Consider the following 19678-nt stretch of genomic DNA (forward strand, 5'->3'; position numbering starts at 1 on the left):
GAAGTGAGCCAGCTAGCCAGAGGCTACTTCGCAAGGTCGCTTATCAGTTGCCGCCAAGATACATCAGATAGTGTTCTGGATGTGCTTGCACTTGTCAGCGATTCGTGTTTTTTGTGTTTCGGATGTGCTTGCACTTGTCCCTAAATGTAGAAGCTATGGAGCCAGCGAAGGGACTCGAACCCTTGACCTCCGGTTTACGAATCCTTATCAGCCCTGTATATACTTGGTTACGTCCGCTACCGTTTTATTCTTTAAATACTAATTTTACTAGCCTTAGCTTGTTAGGACGTGCTATTATAATTAGCGTTTGCTTGTTCGTGTAACAGTTGAATGTGGCCCAAAATGTGGCCCTAAATAGGAGGAATGTTATGGCTAAAGAGCGTCGTGGAATGATATTCCAGCGTGGAGCGAACGTATGGTACGCCCGCATTACTTTCACAGATGAATCAGGTAAGCGCAGGTACATCAAACGTCGTGCGGAGAACAAGAGCCATGCTAGAGAGTTAGTGAAGTTACTCCTGCGTGAATATGAAGATCATGGTGAACGCGCCCTTGAAAGCGCACAGATGACATTCAATGAATTGGCGGAATTCTACAAAGAAACCTACTTAGTGGAACCTCAGTACATAGATGACCGCAAGGTTGCCGGTTTGCGATCAGCATATGATTTCCGGCTGAGATTAACCGTATTACAGGATTATTTTGGCAAGCGAAAGCTGAGGGCCATTACACACGGCGATATAGAACGCTTTCGTGCAATCAGATTACAGACCAAAACGAGGCATGGCAAACAACGCTCTATTGCGACTGTAAACCGCGAACTGTCCCTGCTGCGTCGAATTTTCAATGTAGCCGCACGGAGCGGGTGGATAATTAAGAACCCTTTTTATGGTAGCGTATCTTTAATTACTCCTGGTGACGAAAAACCAAGAGAACGTACTATAACCAAGCAAGAAGAGGAGCGATTGCTTGAAGCCTGTATAGGTCCGCGCGCTCATCTTCGTCCTATTATCATTTGTGCTCTAGATACCGGAATGCGACGAGGGGAGATTTTCAAGCTTCAATGGTCTGATATCGACTTCGACAGTCGTATTATTACAGTGAGGGCGTTTAACACTAAGACCATGAGAGAACGGCAGGTCGCAATAACCGAACGTCTGTTTAGTGAGTTAGAAGCTTTATACGAAGTATCTACAAAACAGCCGGAAGCTCTCTGCTTCGGGATCAGCGATAATGTGAAGAAATCATTTAACACAGTTCGGAAAGGAGCAGGACTATCTGATGTGCGCTTTCACGATTTGCGACACACTCATGCCACAAGACTTGTAGCTGCTCAAATGCCATTGTCTGAAGTTGGGCGCATGCTTGGTCACACCCAGGCTAATACTACATACAGATATGTGAATGCTAACGTGGAGACCGCGAAGAGAGCCGCAGCTGTGCTCGATGAATTCAATCGTGTAATCAAGAAGGAGGAGTTGGTAGTACACTGATTCACCTGACCATTATCTTAATTCAGCTTTTCTTATAGAACGATTTTTCAATGCTGGGCTGAAGAGGGATAACGCGCTCAGGGCAATACTTTAGGAGTAGCTAATGCCGGACAACATTCCAGATAAAATTAGCACACGCTCATTTGTCATTACCGCAGGTAACAAAGCCGTTCTCGATGTCAAATATGATTTAGATGGAATTTTCGACTATATAATCAGCTACCTTCGCTTGGCTCGATCCGAGATTCAGCAACAGTTGATCGACAATGGTATTGAGTTAGAGGAGGCAGCAGAGCTAGTAGATTTTGCCAGAGATATAAGCACTCAAGAGAAACATGAAGAATGGTTGAGAGACTATCTGCACCCAGCCGGTAATTACATATTAAAGTACTTGCCTCAAACCATTCTGGAAGCAGTATATAAGCTTACGCATGAGGCTGTAGTTGCTTCTTTGTACTCAGTTGCCAGGCAGAAAAATGAAAATACCTTCACGAATGTCCCCACTCAAATGGCAAACATTATCTCCCTTCTCGAACAGGAACAGCTCAAGAAGCGTTTAGATGTGCCAGGGCGTGGTCACCCCATAGGCAACCTTTACTTCAATGGCAAAGTAGACTTTGAAAAAAAGCTAAGAGAAGCCATCAAGAAAGCGCGCGGGGAGAAGATAGTCTCGTTTAATCAGGAGCTTGTAGCCGAAAAGATGACCTATCTTTTACCCAACTATAGAGGGAATCTTGATGCTAGGACACTTAGGATGTGGTGTAAACAGTACCATCCTGGATTGCGCTGGAATAATCTAGTTAAGCTATTAGAAAGCCAAAATTCGGAAGACAAATAGCCACAATAGCTATCCGTTACAAAGTCATTCGCTCTTTGCTATTCTCTGCTTGCGATTGCTCGCAGAAGCTTCTCATTGTGAAGGAAGAGCGATGAAGGATACTGAAACAGTAAAGGGAAGGGCGGCAGAGCAGTTATTCGGTGTCTACAAGAAGCTTGCTGAGACTGGTAGGGTAGGGTTGACTGAAAAAGAGTTGTGTGAGGTTCTTGGTATTTGCCGCTTGACTGCCTTGCGCAGCCGACAATCCGGCAAACTTCGATACTGTAAGTTAACAGCAACCAAGCTGCTTTATCTACCTGAGCATATTGAGGAGTTTCTCAAAAGCTGTGAGAGGCGAGATACCTCACGGCGTAATAGACGGAAACTTGATATGTACTAATTCTGCCATGCTACGATTCGCACAGTGATTCCCAAGAGTACTAAAACTGGCTGTGCAGTGCGCGGGAAGCACTTGGCGTACAGGAAGCCGAAGTAAAACAGGTAATGCCTCAATAGATAGGCGGCAAACACGAGCACCAGCCGGAGCTTTGAGACGTAGTGGACAACCAAGCTCCGGCTGGCCCGAATCAAGCGTCACCGCCGACCGGCCCTGTGACTTCGGCCCTGTGTCCTACAGCGCACTATAATCCGGCCCGGCTGAGTCGGAATCGCTCGGCTACCCCAGTGTAGGAGAACCGCCCTGTAAGCGACCGAGGCGACGGCGTACTGGTCAGGCTTACTGAGACCGGGGGAAGGTCTCAGTGCGCTAACTCGGCTCTAGCCCCTGGTCAATTCAAAAATATAAGGCAGCAGCAGCAGCCCTTACGACTCCTGAAAATAGCGGGGAATAGGACGGTAGCAGCAAGGGGCAGGCGGCAGCAGCAAGCCTCTGGCTTCCTTGAAACTGACAAGGAGCAGGACAAGTGCGGATGTGTCAAATCTGAAGAGGCGTGAATCTCTGTGGCATGAGGGGCGCGATGGGGCGCGATTGATGTCTGAATCCTAGTCGGAGCAACGTAAAATGGGCACAAAGGGGCGCGATGGGGCAGGAGAATTCAAGCTGGCAACACCAATGTGGGAACGTGGCGAGAATGAGCCTGCCCTATGGTTTGACCGCTTTATAGCCTACCTGAAAATGGGCCGAACTCGTAGCAAGCTCGCGGTTTACAAGAAAGAGCGCGACGCTGCCGACCGTAATAGCCCTAACATTGAGAGGCGCGAAAGGGCGCGAAAGGGCGCGATAAAAACGGTTCCTCACGCATGGAGAGACGCGAGCCATCGCTACATGTGGGACAAAAGGGCCGAAGCCTTTGACGAGCATGAGCAGCTGGAAGATCAAGAGCGATGGCGAGAGCAGCACCGCAAAGACCGCGAGCTTGAGCACCAAAAGGGCAGCGAATTGATGCAGCGGGCCTCTGAGATGCTGGGCTTTGCCCTAGCGAAAGTGAAAGTGCCGACAGGCCTGAAGTTGATTACCGACGCTGGCGAGATCGGGGAAGTATTCAAACAGCTTCGCACGCCCGATGAAGAGGGCGTTATGCCAAATCAGGCTATCGTTGATAGGCTTGAGGAGATGATTAATAGCCTTGGATTGCCGGCCATTATCGTTTCGATCACGCAGCTTGAACCGGTGCGATGGCAGATGCGCGATGCGGCGTTGCTAGCGCAGACCGGTGCCCTACTGATGCGTCAGGCGGCTGGCGCCCCAACCAGCTATGAGCAGCATGAAGTGGCCGGGCCGAAGGGCAAAGATGGTCAGACTCGCTCATTATTCCCTATCAAGCAAATCATCATAAAAGCCGCGCCCAAGAGAGAACTGCCGGGCTTGAATGGTGATGCAGCAGTAGCAGAACCGCTAGAACACGAAAGCCCCAAGTCAGGTGCAAATATACCAAAAGGAACTGACTGATCCTGTCTACTCCTTGATTAAATGTTTGATCTTCTTAGCAGGCACTTTCGCAGGCAGGTCGAGTTCATCATCAACCAGCACGTCCAGACAAATTCCTGCAAGGCGCGCGTACTTGAGCAAAACGGGTAAGGACGGCTCTCTAGTGCCAAGCTCATAACCTGAGATCGCGCTATAAAACACCCTCTCATCTAACTCCAACTGCTTTAGCATCTCTGATTGAGACAGGCCGAAACCGACGCGAATCTCCTTGAGTTTCTTGGCTAAGAATTTAGGTTTCGGGCGGGCTACCTTTCCCATCGGGCGCTCCTTCTGCCCGATGGGGCGGTGATAGCAAACTTGCTTCTATACGTATTTACGTATAAACTTATTCGGTGCTTGTAATCCGTCAGGGGGCTGCAATCATGCAATCTCCTGACGGGCTTCATTACAAGCCTTGTCCGATTGGTCGGCTCATATCACCGCAGACCAACATAACAAACAACGATCTTCTGATAAAGAGGAAAGGATCACTTCAAAGTTGTACTCAAGCTGGCTAAAGTTCTGAGCCTTCTTGCAGAGGATAGTTTATGGAGAAGAATCAAAGAATTTTGCGACTGGTTCTATTTATGACGATGGTGTTTCTCCTCCTATCAATACAAGAGGGAATGGCTCAAAAGAGTAGCCGCCAGGAAGATGCTCCATCACTTAAGGAAACCCTCGACTGGTTAAAGGAGAAGCTAAATGCTTATGCGAGTTTCACCGAGACAATTGCAAATAGAGACGCCGTGCAAAAGGTTGATCTCGTCAGCTTTGATGAATGTACTCTCACATACAAATATATTCATAAATCGGCTTCAGTTGGATTAGAAATCCAGCAAAGGTTCACCTTTTCGCTAGGAGATATTGATCCTTCAAAATCCAACATTGATGGGAAAGAAGGGCATTTTACTCTGGTACTCCATGCGCTCGATAGTAAGCCGAAGATCAAGGTAGAAATGAATGCCACTTTCGCAGGGCCGCTCAAACAAGAATCAAAGTGGATTGCTGATGCGCGATTTCCCTTTGATAGTCTTGAGATGGCCGACCGAGTATCCAAAGCTTTTGCACATGCAATCAACCTCTGTAAGAGCCGCAAAGAATTGTTCCCTTCAACGCTTCCGTCGCCAAGCATTTCCAGCCAGTCACAAGAAAAGCCGGACTCGCAATCACCCGCAATCAAGATTGAAGCTGTCCCGATGCCTATCACTGTCTTTTCTGTCAGCTTGCATGACACGGCGCATCCGAAATTCCAATCAACCGATTGGGGATGGTGTTTTTTGAAACTGCGAAATGATGATCCAGCACGTACGATCTCCGGGCTGGAGGTCGAGGTCATGGTTATTGACTCTATGCGTCAGGTCACGGTTGATCATCTCCATCTAAATCTCGAAGGAAAGGTTAAAGCCCGCCAAGTTGGAGAAATGTCAGTGTCTTTAGGCACATATTTCCTACCGCAAAAATGGTCGGCGCGGTATCGGGTGGGGCGTATCATTTTCGAGGATGGATCAGAATGGAAGCGGCCTTAACTGTCACTGTCTACAATTAAGAAACTTTACCAAGGGTCGCTTTATTGCTCTCTACAGCTATATCGTATCTCTCCTTTGAGGCTATTTTGAGATTTCGCTTTTGCGGATGGAGTACGCATAAGCAGGCGTTTTCAGCCTACTACTTACCTGAAAAGCTGTCAAATCGGCTCGATAATTTCACTCTCTAGGCATTCTGCGAAATCCCCCGACCGAAACCTGGCAAAGCGCGCACTACTGGACAATCAGTGTGACAGTCGCCGTACGCAGCTTGCCTGAACTATCCGTGCCGGTGAAAGTAATCGGATACTGACCGGGTGAGGCCGCGCCGGTTTTGTATTTGAATGTCACTCTTGAGTCAGTCGTGGTGATCGAAGCGTTCGGTTTCGGCTTGATGCCGCTACCGGGCAGACCGGGCGCGACGGTGATATTGCCGGTGAAGCCGCCCGTGCGGTTGATGTTGATTTTGATGCGCGCCTTCGTGCCGGCCTGTGCAGTGACGGTTGGCGAATCGAATCCGAGCGAGAAGTCCCGCCCCGATTGAATGGGGCCAATCGCAGATATTTTGACGATGAAGCTATTGCCCTGTCCTTGCTGCACGCCATTAGGCGCAGGCGGCGTGGATTGGAAGGCATTCTTGGTTGGAAAGTTGGGCGACGTGGTCTGGCCGGCGATGTAGATGTTGCCCTGCGGGTCGAGTGCGATGCCCCTGGGAAGATCGTGGCCGCTGCTGCCAAGATAGGTGGCAAAGACCTCTTGTAGAGTATCCGGGGCAAAGACGGCCGTATCTGGTATGCACGCGGCGGCACTTACACGAAGTGCAAGTTGGGTGGGCCTAGCCAAAGGCGAGGGAAAATCATTCTTGCTAAAGATATCTTCTCCTTTCTCCTAAGCCATCAGGGACCAAAGCCTCTTTCTTTAATTCGATAAAGGGCGGCATCGAAATTGCCACTCAGAGTATCAAAGCGTGGCTGCCGCGCTGGGGAGTACTTACGAAATAGGGAGGGTATGATTCTAATGCATTCATCACGGCCAGATGAGAACAATCACGGCAATTGGATTAGTAAGGTCCCGCAGGTCACCATCGCCTTCTGGATTATCAAGATCCTCGCCACGACTGTGGGCGAAACCGGCGGCGATGCCCTATCCATGACGTTGCAGCTCGGCTACGCCATCAGCAGCTTGATCTTTCTCGCTTTCTTCGCCGTCACGCTCTCGGCCCAGGTCACCTCCAAGCGTTACCATCCGTTCATCTATTGGGCCGTCGTGGTGGCGACCACGACCGTCGGCACGACCATGTCGGATTACCTGGATCGTACGGTCGGCCTCGGCTACATAAAATCATCGATCATTCTCTTCTGTGGTGTCCTGATTATCCTCTTCATCTGGCATCGCGTCATGGGACGGATCGAGTTCGAGAACATCACAACGCGCAAGGACGAGACCTTCTACTGGCTAACTATCTTGGTGGCCAATACGCTCGGCACCGCACTAGGCGACTTCACGGCTGATGACGCGGGCCTCGGGTTCGAGCGGGGCGCCATGGTATTCGCCGGCCTGTTGGCCTTGGTGGCGTTGGCGCACTACTTCACGAAGATTTCCGATAGCGCGCTCTTCTGGGCGGCCTATGTTCTCACGCGACCTCTGGGAGCGACACTCGGTGACACCTTGACCAAACCACACGAAGAGGGCGGTCTCGAATTGAGCCGCATCGTTTCTTCACTGGTTATTGCTGCCGTCATGGTCGTACTGATCATCTTGACTTACAGAAGATCGGGGCGGATGCCTGACGCTTCCGGTCGCAGAATCCAGAGCGCCTAGACCCCATCGCGCCTTGGCGATCTAACTCTCCAGGACTTGGATCGCCAAGGTCCTGATTACTTGCTCAACACCAGAACGGCAAATGACCCCGGCTTGATGCGGCGCTGTGGTCGCTGTCCGGCTTCTGTCGCTGATGTTTCCTCGACTTCGGCGACCGAGAGAAAGATCTTTCGGGTTTTCGTGTCGAAGGCCATGGTCCTGGCGCCCTGCTGCGTCTTCACCGCGCCGGCGTCTTCGTACTGGTCTGCTGACTTCTCATGGAAGATGTTCAAGACCCCTTCGCTACACGAGAAAAAGATCAGCCCGGACTGCGGATCAAAGCCAGCGTAGTCTACCCCTTTGCCGATTGGCAGGCTGGTAATCACCTTGCCGCTCACAGCGTCCATGACGACCATCATCGGCGCGTTGCGGCAGCCGATGAAGAGCCGGTTCGTCTTGGCGTCATAGGCAAGGCCCGTGGGCGTCTTCGCCACGCCGATGGGGAAACGATGCTTCACCTGAAGCGACTGCGGATCGAAGGCCACCACTTCCGAGGTATTCTCGCTGTTGACGTAGATCAACCCGTCTTTGCCGATCACCGCCTGCTCGCCGTCGCCGTCGGCTTTCACTGTGCCAACGACCGTGCCGGTCTTCGCATCAATGGCGGTGATGTCGTGTGAGCCATGATTATTGGTGAAGACCCGCTTGGTGCGCGAGTCATAATAAATCCCGTCCGGCCCTTCCCCCACGTCGATCTTTTTGATGAGTTGCAGCGTCGCCGGATCGAACATCGACACCTTGCCCTCGCGGCCATTGCTGGTGAACCCATGCTTGAACTCGGCGGCGATGGCGATGCCGTGAACGCCGGGCGTGTCGGGAATGGTGCCGATCAGCTTGCCGCTGTCGGCGTCCACGACGTTCACCTGCGTGCCGTGCGAAAGGTAGAGGCGGCGCGACTCGCTATCGACGGTGAGATAGTCCCACCCGCCTTCGCCGCCGCCGACCGCTATGCGGTTTGACAGGTGATATCCGGTGGCCTGCTGCGCCTGGACTTTGGTGCTGGCAATTGACGCAAGCACAAGCGCACAGAGCAGGAAGGTAATGGAGTTGATCTTTGGATTGTACATTACAGATGGTCCCCTTCGGAAAGATGCTTCTGAAGCCTTCGCCTGGCGCGACGGGTTCAGCCACTGGCGCAAGTGTTTCTAATCCTTTGGTGGGCCGTTGTCAACTTGGGCGGCGGTGGGCTGCGCGGCGGTAGAAGTGATCCGCGAGTGCGACGCACATGACCCAAATGGTCGCCACCAGGTAACCGGCGATCACATCGCTAGGATAGTGCACGCCCAGATAGATGCGCGAGAAGCCGATGAGGCCGATCAGCAATGCGGTGATGAGAAGTAGTAGAATGCGCGTCTTATTGCTTGTAAAGCGGCGAGTCATCAAGTAAGCCGTAGCACCATAAAAGCATAGAGAAAGCAGCGCGTGGCCGCTCGGAAAGCTGTAGGTCGGCGGCGTCGGAGTACCGAAAAAGGAAACAGGCCGGGCACGGTGGAAACCAATCTTCAGCCCATTCTCTAAAATCAAACTGCCGATCATGATGATGGCCAGGTGGGTCAGGTCGCGCCACCTCTTGAGCACTGCAAGGTAAAGAGTGGCGAGCGTGCTCAAGCCAGAAAGGCAAGCGAGAGAGCCGAGAAATGAAAAGAGTTGCATCACCGTAGTCAGGCTTGGCGAGGCATACTGATGTATCAGCGTTCGCAGGTTGTCATCGAACGCTTGTGTGTCGCCTTCGAGCACCTCCTCTACGAGCCAGAGAAAAAACAAGAGCGCGGCTAGCGCGGCTCCCAGTCCGATTACTAGGTGCATTTGGCCGCCGCGCTCGGACGACCGTGAGAACGTCTCATGAATTGTGGGGGAGGTTTTCAGATGACTACCCTCGATGAAACACATGGGCTTGAGCGCCTTGCAGTGTTTGATGACTTGATAACTCACGCTGCCCACCGGCCCGATTCATCAGTCCTCCTTCCGTTCAGAGCGCCCTTACTGATCGATTTAGGCAAAACAAGGGCCAAAATGACAAAATTAGCAAGCTTCAGAAGTCGGCCATTTGTGGAGCTTAAAGGCTGGCAAAATCGTCTGAAGCGATTCTGTCCGGATAGGTGCAGGCGGCTGAAAACAGCCGTACGGGCGGCGCAACTTCAAGCATCCTGCGAGTTGCCGGATGCCAGCCGCAATAAAATCGTAAGAATGTGCTTTACAACGATTCCTCACCTGGCGCATCATAATCACTGAATCCCCATACTATACGAACATTTGGGTTAGGTATTTCTAGGAGGAAGTACAATGCGCGTCAATCGGAGACTCTCTCGCGCCGCATCTGCGGCCATGGCATCGGTACTGGCTCTGGCCGTTGTTGCAGTTGCGCAGACCGGTTCGGACAGCCGACTGTCCAACATCAGGATCAAGAACTTCGGCAAGGTCAACGACAAGTTCTACCGCGGCTCTCAGCCAAGCCGCCGCGATTACGCGGACCTCAAGGCGCTCGGCGTCAAAACCGTCATCGACCTCCAGCAGGACGGCGAAGCCAGTGAACAGCAGGACGTTGAAGACGCGGGCATGAAGTTTTACCGCATCGGCCTCAGCGACAGCTCATGGCCGGCGCCGGAAAAGACCGAGCAATTCTTAAAGCTGGTCAACGACCCGGCCAACCAGCCGGTCTTCATCCACTGCCACGGCGGTCGCCACCGCGCCGGCACGATGACGGCCATCTACCGCATTACCCATGACAAGTGGAGCGCCGATCAGGCGTTCGCCGAGATGAAGCGGTACGAGTTCGAGCGCGGCTTCGGCCACGGCACGCTGAAGGATTACGTTTACGAATACGCGCAGAAGAGCCAGAAGAGCATCGTCGTGGATGCAGGTACTAGCAAGTAGCCGCCCTTAGAGGTTAGTCAGTGATGAAGAGTAGACTCAACAGGTTCAGCGCGAGTGTAGTGGCGCTGGCGCTGCTGGTTTCAATCAGCGTCGCGCAAACCGAAGTACGTTACAAAGAACTGCCGAATTTCCGCAAGGTGCAGGATCACCTGTACCGCGGAGGCCAGCCGGGGCCAGGCGGCCTGAAGAAGCTGGCCGAGATGGGCATCAAAACGGTCGTCAACCTGCGCGGCGAAGACGACCTGACGCGCGCCGAAGCAGCCGAAGCCAAGGCGCTTGGGCTGCGCTATTATGGCGTCCCCATGCCGGGCCTCAGCCGCCCGACAGATGCACAAGTCAAGCAGGTGATGGCCATCCTTGATGACCAGGAGAACGGGCCGGTCTTCATCCACTGCAAGCACGGCTCTGACCGCACCGGGACGATCATCGCTTGCTACCGGATTGCTAAAGAAAAATGGACGGGTGAGCGCGCCATCGCCGAAGCTCGGCAGTATGGCATGAGTTGGGTGGAGGTCGGGATGAGGGATTACATCGCCGACTACGCCCGCCAGACGCTTGAGAAGGCGAATCAAGTGAAAGCCGAGACCAACCGATAACTCGGTTCTCGGGAGATTTCTCGACCGCGGGCCGGAAGATGCCGGTCCGCATAGACTTCTACCACCTTGAGGAACTGACGGCGCTCCCCAGATTGAGGAGCGCCGTTGTTTATTGCGCGAGTAGATTCCCGCCGCTTCCCTCAATTCAATGCCTGCCGAACAGTTCATGAATGACGTTCGACAGTCCCCGGTAGGCGACGTGCAATCCGAAGCGCCCGAAGGTGCTGCTGACCGTGCGGTCATCCGGGCGCGACCACACGTTTGATATGCCTGCCGTCACCAGCCCGCCGGCAAAAAACGAGGCGTTGAACTGGTTGTGGCCGTTGTCGCCCTGCGTGATGAAGACGCGGCTGACGGCATACGTGATGCGCGCGAAGCCGTGCTTATCGGAACGGAAGTAACGCGGGTCCTGGTGAAAGGCGGCGGCGAAGGCGAATTTCTCGAAAAAGTTGGCCGTCGCCCGAAACGCGAAGCTGCGCGCCGCATGCGTCGCCGAATCGGCCAGGAAGTCGCCGGCACTCATGTGACGCCCGTGGTCATTGTCAGTCGCCTCGCTGAAGACGCCCGAAAGCACCGACAGCGCGTAAGGCATCGGGGACCCGAACGAGCTATGTAGCGAATACTTGAATTTCTGTCCCGGCGTCAACGGCGTCTGTGGCGTCGCTGATGAACCCGCTTGCCCTGTATTGCCCGCCGTCGTGCGACTCCCCCTGTCGTCAGCCGCGCTGAAAACCACGGGTTGACCTTGAGGTGCCGGCGCCGTTGCCTGCGTGCCTGTCACCTCCTGCGCTGCCGACTCCTGCCCAGTTGCCTGAGATGTACCAGCTTGCGGCGCTGGGGCCGTCTGATGGTTATCTTTTAGGTCGTAAGCAAATGCAGAGCCTACCTTGACGAAAAAGAGAAGACCACACAAAAGCAAAAAGACGCGAAGGCGGCGAGATCGATGCCATTCATGAAACATAAATTCCCTCCAGAAAATGGCGCCCACCTTCATTCGATAGGACGGGCAGAAGCGCTCAGTGCCAAGAAGGCCACCCGCCCTGCTCGTCCAACTGCGATCGGTCGAAGGTCTGAACTATCTTATCACTCTCGTCAGGGCTGGCGTTCTACCACCATTACCATGAAAGAACCGGGGATCATCGGAGGCCGCCTTCTAGGGTTGGCTGCTGTTGTTTCAGTCGGTACAGGCCCGAACTTCGCGGAGACCACGAATACGCGATGCGCCAACGGATCGAGCCCCATGTTCCGCCCCCCTTGCGCGGTCTGCACGTTCTCCACGACGTGGTACTTGTCAGGTCCGTCTTGATGAATAGCGGTCAGAGTCCCGTCGTAGTTTGAGGCGAAAGCGTCGCCGGTGGCCGGGTCATAGCCCGCCCCGTCAACGCCTGCTCCAATCGGCGCCGTCGCCACGACTTTACCTGCCTCATAGTCTGAGACCGCCATCACCCCGCTGCGACAGCCGCTGAACAGGCGGTGGTGCTTGGTGTCAATCGCCATCGCCACAGGCTGCTTGGCCGGCGCGACAGACCACCGGCGCGTCACGTTGAGTTTCCTGGCGTCGATCTCCACCACCTCGCCCTTGTCTACGATGTTGACGTAGACCTTCCCGTCGCCCGCCGAGAGGCCGTATTCGGGCTTACCACCGAGATCAATGTTGGTGATCAGCTTACCGGCGCCGGGCTCGATGACCGTCGACGAATGGGCATCGCCGTTAAAAGTGAAGATGCGGTCAGAAACGGGATCATAGATGATGGCGTCAGCATCCTCAGCCGCCGGGATGCGGCCCAACACCTTGAAGGTCTTCAGGTCGAACATGACGACCGAGGCATCGTTACCGGAGGTGGCGAATCCGTGGCCGGTGTGCTCGGCCAGCGCGACGCCGTGCGCGCCGTTGATGCCGGTGACTTCGCCGAGCAGTTTGCCGTCGTTTTCGTCCACCACCATGACACGGTTCTGGCGACCGATGAAAAGCCGGTGGTTCGGCGGGTCGGGAATGACGTAGTCCCAGCCGCCGTCGCCGCCGAGCGTGTAGGTGCGAGTGACGTGGTATACCGATGACGATTGCGCCAGTAGAGCCGGCGCGGCGGCAAGCAACAATACGAGCGTAACGCAACGCAAAGCTGTTCCTCTAAGGGTTGTGCTCATTTCTTCTCCTCGTTCGTACTTCGGCCAGGGCGAGTTAGATCTCCCAACTCATTTGCATCAAGGGACAGCCTGATTACCCGACATCCTGGCAAGGCATTCGTCCTGATTTGGCTGTTCCTTACCTGACCCGAAACCACCCGATTTTAGATTGTAACGAATGGCAGATGAACGGACGATTAACAGGCCCGAAAAAAAGGTCCGCGCAGCCCTTGGTGTGCGGGCGAAGTCTGCACGCTCTGCGGCGGTTGCAATCGCTGATGAGACAGTAGGGGTAGCACTCAGGGGTATTCCGTCAGCCACCCATTGCCTCCTCTTTTGCTGTTAATCATCTGTTCATCAATGATTTGCTATTCTTTTGATCTTGGAAACATAACCTGAGATTGCTGCACTGCGTGAGTTCACCCAATCTCTTTAAGATGATGAAGTTAATGCTGGATAGTGGAGGACAAGAGTTATGAGAAAGCAAAACGTGCTGGGGGTGACAACAACGGCAATTGGCCTTAGCTTGTTGCTGGTCGGGTCTGTGCTCACTCAGGACAGCGAACGGCGTGTGAAGATGAAGGACTTGCCACAGGCCGTGCAGCAGACTGTTAGCGAGCAAAGTCGTGGCGCGACCGTCAAGGGCTTTTCGAAAGAGGTCGAGCACGGCCAGACTTTTTATGAAGTCGAGATGAAGGTCAATGGTCATGGCAAGGACGTGCTCATTGATCCGAATGGTGCGGTCGTCGAGATCGAAGAGGAGGTCGCATTAGCATCCCTGGCACCAGACGTGAGGGTGACCATCGAGCATAATGCGGACAAAGGTAAAGTGCTCAAGGTCGAGTCCATCACCAAGAACAACGCGGTCGTCGCCTACGAAGCCCACGTTAGGAAGGCCGGCAAGAAGTCCGAGATCAAAGTGAGTCCGTACGGCAAGCTGTTGCCTAAGGACGAGCAATGAATGCTTGAAACCGAGGGCAATACGTTTCAAGCATTAGAGACAGCATGGCGTTCTCTGCCTGTCTCTAATCCGTTAAGTTCTGGACACGCTTAGCGGCAAGCTGACGCGGCTCAGCTTCTCGCCGCACATCCAGCCGCGCGACAGAGGGCGAGCATCTATATATGGGCTTTCAGTCGGCTACAATTTCTGAGAAGGTTTTTCCTTACGCCCTACTTATGATTGGAGTATGTCTGAACCTATGAGACTGGTTTTGATGAAGTGGATGACTCTGCTTGTTTTTTTTGCGCTAATCGCAATGACAGGTGCAGCGCGGACGCAGGATAACTCGCTTCTAAGTACGGTTTCAGGCACCGTACACGACCCTGCCGGCGCGGTCATTGTCGGCGCTCAAGTGGAGTTGCGGTCGGGAGACGCTGTCGTTCAAACAACAATTACCGACAGCACCGGAAACTTCAAATTCACCAAGGTTCCATCCGGCGCCTATGACCTCAATATACAGTCGGCGGGATTCGAGTCCACTGACCTGCCTGTCAAGGTGACTACCCAAACACCCGCGCCGTTGCGCGTTGTCCTGGCCGTCTCAGGAGGCCATCAGGAGGCCACAGTCACCAGCGACTCGAACCAGGTGAGCACCGAGACGAGCGACAATCAAGACAGCAACGCTTTGAGCGGCCAGGCGCTGAGCAACATCCCCGTCTTCGATCAGGACTACGTCGGCACGATGTCCCGCTTCCTCGATTCGGGGTCGGTCGGAACCAGCGGCGCGACGCTTATCGTCGACGGCATGGAGGTCAACAACCTGGGCGTCTCGGCTTCGGCAATCAAAGAGGTGAAGATCAACAACGACCCTTACTCAGCCGAGTTTGCGCGCCCAGGCCGTGGGCGGATTGAAGTCATCACCAAGCCCGGCTCGCCTGAGTATCACGGCACCTTTAACTTTCTCTTCCGTGACTACCACCTGAACGCGCGCGACCCATTTGCCCTGACCCGCCCGCCCGAGCAGCGCCGCATCTATGAAGGCATCTTCACAGGGCCGATCCGGCACAGCAAGAAGACCACCTTTCTGCTCTCGATCAACCGCAACGAAGAAGACCTCGAAGCAGTCGTCTTCGCGCTCACTCCCGGCGGCAGCATCCAGGAGAACGTCGCCACGCCGGTACGCAACCTGCTGGCTTCGGGCAAGATCAACCACACCTTCAGCGACACGCACAACGCATCGTTCTTTTACTCGTACGAGAAGCGCTCCAACCGCAACCAGGGGGTGGGCGGCATTGTGCTGCCGGAGGCCGGGACCATATCTGAGCTGACCGAAAACGAGATTCGTATCAATGACCAGTACTTCTTTTCACCGAGGCTGTTCAATCAGCTCCGCTTTCTGCTGGGGCATTACCATGCGCCCATCAGGAGTATCAGCAACGACCCGAGGATCGTCGTCGCCGATACCTTCATCGGCGGCAGCGCCCAGGCCGACCAGTTGCGCACCGAGTCGCATTTCGAGCTGACCGACATCGTCGCCTACACCAGCGGGCGCAACACCATCAAAGGCGGCATTGATATTCCCGATTTCAGCCGGCGCGGGCTGGATAACAACATCAATCAGGGCGGGACGTTTTATTTCTCAAGCTTGGCCGATTATGCAGCGGGCCACCCATTTTCTTTCCAACAGCAGCAAGGCAACGGCCACCTCGTCTTCTACGAGAAGATCATCGACTTCTTTGTCCAGGATGATTTGCGGCTGCGACCAAACCTGATGATCACGGTCGGACTGCGGCGCGATTGGCAGAATTTCATCGGCGACAATAACAATTTCGCGCCGCGCCTGTCGTTCGCTTACGCGCCCGGCAAGGCGGGCAAGACCGTGCTGCGCGGCGGTGCCGGGGTCTTCTATGATCGCACAGGGCCGCGCCCCATCTTCGACTTCTTGCAATTCAACGGCGAGCTACTCAGGCTGTATGTGTTAACCAACCCAGGATTCCCCGACCCGCTCAGCGGCGGCGCGCCGCTGTCGGCGCAACCGGTGAGTGTCACGCGGCTGGACCCGCAGGTTCATATTCCATATACGCTGCAGTATAGCTGCGGGATAGAACGACAGCTGAAGAAAGCGACGATGGCGGTCACCTATATCGGCTCACGCGGCGTTTCACTATTTCGCTCGCGCGACCTGAACGCGCCACCGCCTCCTAACTACCTCGTACGGCCCGACTCTACCTTTGGCGTGATCCGCCAGATAGAGTCGTCAGGCAACAGCAAGAGCAATGCGCTTGAGATCTCTTTTCGGGGCAACATCAGCCGTTACTTCACCGGGATGGCGCAATACAGATTAAGCCGGACATCCAACGACACGAGCGGCATCACCTTCTTCCCTGCTAACGACTACGACCTGAGGGGCGAGTGGGCGCGAGCCGACTTTGATCGGCGACACCGCTTCGAGTTTCTGGGGACATTCAACCCCGGCAAGTTGCTCAACCTCGGCGTCGCGGTGTCGGCCTACTCCGGGGCGCCGTACACACTGACGACGGGCCGCGACGACTTTCATACTGGGGTTGCGAACGCGCGCCCGGCGGGGGTGCCGCGCAACAGCTTGCAGGGGCCGGGATACTTCGACGTTGACCTGCGCTGGTCGCATGATTTTCTGCTAAGCAAAGCGAAGAAGGATAAAAGCCCGACGGTCAATGTTGGCGTAGACGCCTTCAACGTGTTGAATAGAGTCAATTACGTGAACTTCGTCGGCACGCTCAGTTCGCCCTTCTTCGGGAAGGCGGTCACGGCACAGCCGCCGCGAAGATTACAGCTCTCCTTTCGGTTCAAGTTTTAATGCGGCAATCGGGATGACTGAAATGACGCGGCCGCTAAGTGGGGCGTGAGATTGAGTGCTGGTTCAGGATGGGCTTATGAGGATATTGCTGGTCGAAGATGAGCCGCGCGTCGCCCACTTTGTCGCCAAGGGGCTGCGCGAGCAGAGCTACGCCGTTGACATCGCCGCAGATGGCGAGGCAGCCTTGCATCAGGCGAGCAGCAACGCGTATGAGCTGATCATCCTCGACGTGATGCTGCCGCTGAAGAACGGCTTTGAAGTCTGCCAGCAGATGCGCGCCCAGGGCATCAAGCAGCCGGTGTTGATGCTGACGGCCAGAGACGCCGTCGAAGACCGCGTTACAGGACTTGATTGCGGCGCGGACGATTATCTCGGCAAGCCCTTCGACTTCAAAGAACTGCTGGCGCGCATCCGCGCCTTGCTCAGACGCAGGAAGGAGTTCTGGCCGGAGACCGTCCAGGTCGCCGACCTCGTGGTGAACACGTCGAGCCACGCTGTCACACGCGCAGGGAGGCCCATCAGCCTGACGGCGAAGGAGTATTCGCTGCTGGAGTTCTTCGTCCTGCGAGCCGGCAAACTCGTCGGACGCGACGAGATCGCCGAGCACGTTTGGGACGAAAACTTTGACCCCTTCTCGAACATCATTGACGTTTACGTCCGGCGGCTGCGCAAGAAGATTGACGACGGCTTTGAGCCGCCGCTCATTCACACGCGGCGCGGCGAAGGCTACCTGCTCTCTGCCGACCTGGAGGAAGACCGTGTTTAGCAGTGTGCGTGTGCGTCTGACATTGTGGTACGTGCTGGTCTTCGGCGTCCTGCTGTCGGGCTTCAGCCTCGCCATCTATCTGGCGCTTTCAAAGAGCCTTTATTCGCGGCTCGACCTGTCACTTGCCAGCGCCGCGAAGACGGTGGTCAATTCATTCCAGGTCGAAACCGGCGAGCGCGGTGGGGATGCCGCCGCAGGCGCGGCCGACACCTTGAGTACGCTGCAACTGCCGGACGTTTACGTCGCCATCTATGAGGGCGATCACGTGCTGGCGACCAACTACCCCGACGGTCACCCGCCCACCCCCCCGGAGGCATTGCTCGCGCCAGAGTCCCACGGACAGATGGCCTTCCGCACCGTTTCCGGGTTCGGGGAAGAAGGCGCGCGGCAGGTATGGATGCCGCTGCAAACCAAAGCAGGGGAATATGTGGTATTAATCACAGCTCCGCTGCACGACCTGGGCGAGCAGCTCGAAGCCATCCAGCGGACCTTCTACTTCGGCCTGCCCGCAGCCCTGCTGGCCGCAGGGGTCGGCGGTTTTTTGCTGGCGCGCAAGAGCCTAGCACCAGTCGTGGCGATGTCGAATCAGGCCGAGCGCATCAGCGCCCGCAACCTCCACGAACGCCTGCAAATCAGGAATGCCAAAGACGAGCTCGGCCACCTGGCCAGCGTCTTCAACGAGCTGCTATCAAGGCTCGACCGCTCGTTCGAGGGCATGCGGACCTTCATGGCCGACGCCTCACACGAGTTGCGGACACCGCTGTCGATCATTCGCGGCGAGACCGATGTCGCCCTCACTCAGGATCGCGACCCCGCTGAATACAAAGCAGCGCTCGCCATTATCCAGGACGAGGCGAAGCGCCTGTCGCGGCTGGTCGACGATATGCTGGAGCTGGCGCGAGCCGACGCGGGCCAGCGCCCGCTGCGCATGGCCGACTTCTATCTCAACGATCTGGTGGATGAGTGCTGCCGGGCCGCACAGGTGCTGGCGGCGCAAAAAGGAATATCCTTGCAAGCCGAGCCTGCCCCTGACCTGAGCTTTTCAGGTGATGAGGATATCCTCAGGCGAATGTTGCTGAACCTGCTCGACAACGCCATCAAGTACACGCCCGCCGGCGGCTCCGTAATCGTTGGCATTGAGGCGGAGGCAAAGGCGGTCAGAATCAGCGTGTCAGATACCGGCATCGGCATCCCCGCCGACGCGCTCCCGCAGGTCTTCGAACGTTTTTATCGAATCGCTAAGGCGCGCTCGCGCGCCGACGGCGGCAGCGGCCTCGGCCTGGCGATAGCCAAGTGGGCCGCCGAGGCTCACAAGGGAGCGATCCGCGTCACCAGCCAACTCGGTCGGGGAAGTACGTTCACGGTCACCTTGCCGCTCTGATCAGCATTTCCGTCGATTCATCGTACGTTCATCTTCGATCCGTATAATCAAGTTGAGGACGTTCATCGCTTCTATCAGAGCGGTGATTGGTGGCCTGCCAAATCTGGAGCATAGAGGGAATAACAATGCATAGCATCCGCAGATCAATAATTGGACTCGCATTGATCCTGGCACTCGCTTTTTCGGTCGCCGCAAGCGACAAGAAGAGCAGCCAGAAGCAGCTGGCTAAAGAAGCCAAGGTCACAATGAAAGAAGCACGCACCACAGCGTTGAAGGAAGTGCCCGGTGGCAAGATCAAAGAAGCCGAGCTTGAGCGCGAGAATGGACAGTTAGTCTATTCGTTTGATATTGGCACCAAAGCGGGCATCAAGGAAGTTCAGGTTGATGCCCTCACCGGCAAGGTGGTCAAAGTAGAATCCGAAACCAAAGAGCAGGAGGCCAAAGAGAGGGCCGCCGAGCAGAAGGCAGCGGGCAAGAAGAAAGAGACGACGAAGAAGCCTTGATCTTCAGGCGTGACTGACGAACACAGGTAAGGGGATAC

General features: G+C 55.2%; 19 protein-coding genes. 13 read left to right on the forward strand and 6 right to left on the reverse strand.

All coding sequences use genetic code 11. The features are described from left to right. Positions 1–368 precede the first annotated feature (368 nt). The 4 genes from VJ464_13745 to VJ464_13760 all read left to right on the forward strand — a co-directional run bounded on the left by VJ464_13745 (position 369) and on the right by VJ464_13760 (position 4219). A complete protein-coding gene (locus tag VJ464_13745) occupies positions 369–1493 on the forward strand; it encodes a site-specific integrase (GenBank protein ID HKQ06193.1) in 1125 nt (374 codons plus the stop codon). 103 nt (positions 1494–1596) lie between these two features. Then, positions 1597–2331: a hypothetical protein gene (locus tag VJ464_13750; protein ID HKQ06194.1), complete on the forward strand. Its 735-nt coding sequence runs from the start codon at positions 1597–1599 to the stop codon at positions 2329–2331. Between the two features lie 91 nt (positions 2332–2422). After that, entirely contained in the window at positions 2423–2710 is a 288-nt protein-coding gene (locus tag VJ464_13755) for a helix-turn-helix domain-containing protein (protein ID HKQ06195.1), read from the forward strand. A gap of 621 nt (positions 2711–3331) precedes the next feature. After that, positions 3332–4219, forward strand: coding sequence for a hypothetical protein (locus VJ464_13760; protein ID HKQ06196.1), 888 nt, complete (start codon positions 3332–3334; stop codon positions 4217–4219). Between the two features lie 6 nt (positions 4220–4225). Here the strand turns inward: VJ464_13760 and VJ464_13765 are convergent, their stop codons facing one another. Then, the gene (locus tag VJ464_13765) at positions 4226–4516 is read right to left on the reverse strand and encodes a helix-turn-helix transcriptional regulator (GenBank protein HKQ06197.1); all 291 of its coding nucleotides are present in this window, start codon (positions 4514–4516) and stop codon (positions 4226–4228) included. 269 nt (positions 4517–4785) lie between these two features. Here VJ464_13765 and VJ464_13770 point away from each other — a divergent pair, with 269 nt between their 5' ends. Beyond that, entirely contained in the window at positions 4786–5763 is a 978-nt protein-coding gene (locus tag VJ464_13770; protein ID HKQ06198.1) for a hypothetical protein, read from the forward strand. A 231-nt stretch (positions 5764–5994) separates the two neighbouring features. On the opposite strand, the gene VJ464_13775 is transcribed toward VJ464_13770, so the two are convergent. After that, positions 5995–6603, reverse strand: a complete 609-nt coding sequence (locus VJ464_13775; GenBank protein ID HKQ06199.1) for an SBBP repeat-containing protein — start codon at positions 6601–6603, stop codon at positions 5995–5997. 174 nt (positions 6604–6777) lie between these two features. On the opposite strand from VJ464_13775, the gene VJ464_13780 reads away from it, so the two are divergent. After that, complete coding sequence (locus VJ464_13780) at positions 6778–7581, forward strand: hypothetical protein (protein ID HKQ06200.1); 804 nt, start codon at positions 6778–6780, stop codon at positions 7579–7581. Positions 7582–7637: 56 nt separating this feature from the next. Here the strand turns inward: VJ464_13780 and VJ464_13785 are convergent, their stop codons facing one another. Beyond that, complete coding sequence (locus tag VJ464_13785; GenBank protein HKQ06201.1) at positions 7638–8687, reverse strand: YncE family protein; 1050 nt, start codon at positions 8685–8687, stop codon at positions 7638–7640. Between the two features lie 100 nt (positions 8688–8787). Next, complete coding sequence (locus tag VJ464_13790) at positions 8788–9552, reverse strand: phosphatase PAP2 family protein (GenBank protein HKQ06202.1); 765 nt, start codon at positions 9550–9552, stop codon at positions 8788–8790. Between the two features lie 393 nt (positions 9553–9945). On the opposite strand from VJ464_13790, the gene VJ464_13795 reads away from it, so the two are divergent. Both VJ464_13795 and VJ464_13800 read left to right on the forward strand, forming a co-directional pair. Then, complete coding sequence (locus VJ464_13795; GenBank protein ID HKQ06203.1) at positions 9946–10494, forward strand: hypothetical protein; 549 nt, start codon at positions 9946–9948, stop codon at positions 10492–10494. A 23-nt stretch (positions 10495–10517) separates the two neighbouring features. Next, positions 10518–11090 (forward strand): dual specificity protein phosphatase family protein, encoded by a 573-nt coding sequence (locus VJ464_13800; GenBank protein ID HKQ06204.1) that lies wholly within the window; start codon positions 10518–10520, stop codon positions 11088–11090. Positions 11091–11235: 145 nt separating this feature from the next. Here VJ464_13800 and VJ464_13805 read toward each other — a convergent pair whose 3' ends face one another. Together VJ464_13805 and VJ464_13810 are read right to left on the reverse strand one after the other, a co-directional pair. Next, positions 11236–11826 carry a hypothetical protein gene (locus tag VJ464_13805; protein HKQ06205.1) on the reverse strand — a complete coding sequence of 197 codons (591 nt, stop codon included), beginning with the start codon at positions 11824–11826 and terminating at the stop codon, positions 11236–11238. A gap of 356 nt (positions 11827–12182) precedes the next feature. Next, positions 12183–13235: a YncE family protein gene (locus VJ464_13810; protein ID HKQ06206.1), complete on the reverse strand. Its 1053-nt coding sequence runs from the start codon at positions 13233–13235 to the stop codon at positions 12183–12185. Between the two features lie 454 nt (positions 13236–13689). Between VJ464_13810 and VJ464_13815 the strand changes: the two genes are divergently transcribed. From VJ464_13815 to VJ464_13835, 5 genes are all read left to right on the forward strand, one after another. Next, entirely contained in the window at positions 13690–14175 is a 486-nt protein-coding gene (locus VJ464_13815) for a hypothetical protein (GenBank protein HKQ06207.1), read from the forward strand. Between the two features lie 295 nt (positions 14176–14470). Then, positions 14471–16990: a TonB-dependent receptor gene (locus VJ464_13820; protein HKQ06208.1), complete on the forward strand. Its 2520-nt coding sequence runs from the start codon at positions 14471–14473 to the stop codon at positions 16988–16990. Between the two features lie 76 nt (positions 16991–17066). After that, positions 17067–17756, forward strand: a complete 690-nt coding sequence (locus tag VJ464_13825) for a response regulator transcription factor (GenBank protein ID HKQ06209.1) — start codon at positions 17067–17069, stop codon at positions 17754–17756. Further along, on the forward strand, positions 17749–19137 hold the full coding sequence (locus VJ464_13830) for an ATP-binding protein (GenBank protein HKQ06210.1): 1389 nt from the start codon (positions 17749–17751) through the stop codon (positions 19135–19137). Before VJ464_13825 ends, VJ464_13830 begins: the two co-directional genes overlap by 8 nt. A gap of 125 nt (positions 19138–19262) precedes the next feature. After that, a complete protein-coding gene (locus tag VJ464_13835) occupies positions 19263–19640 on the forward strand; it encodes a PepSY domain-containing protein (protein ID HKQ06211.1) in 378 nt (125 codons plus the stop codon). Positions 19641–19678 lie beyond the last annotated feature (38 nt).

This window comes from Blastocatellia bacterium (assembly GCA_035275065.1).
GTDB lineage: Bacteria > Acidobacteriota > Blastocatellia > UBA7656 > UBA7656 > DATENM01.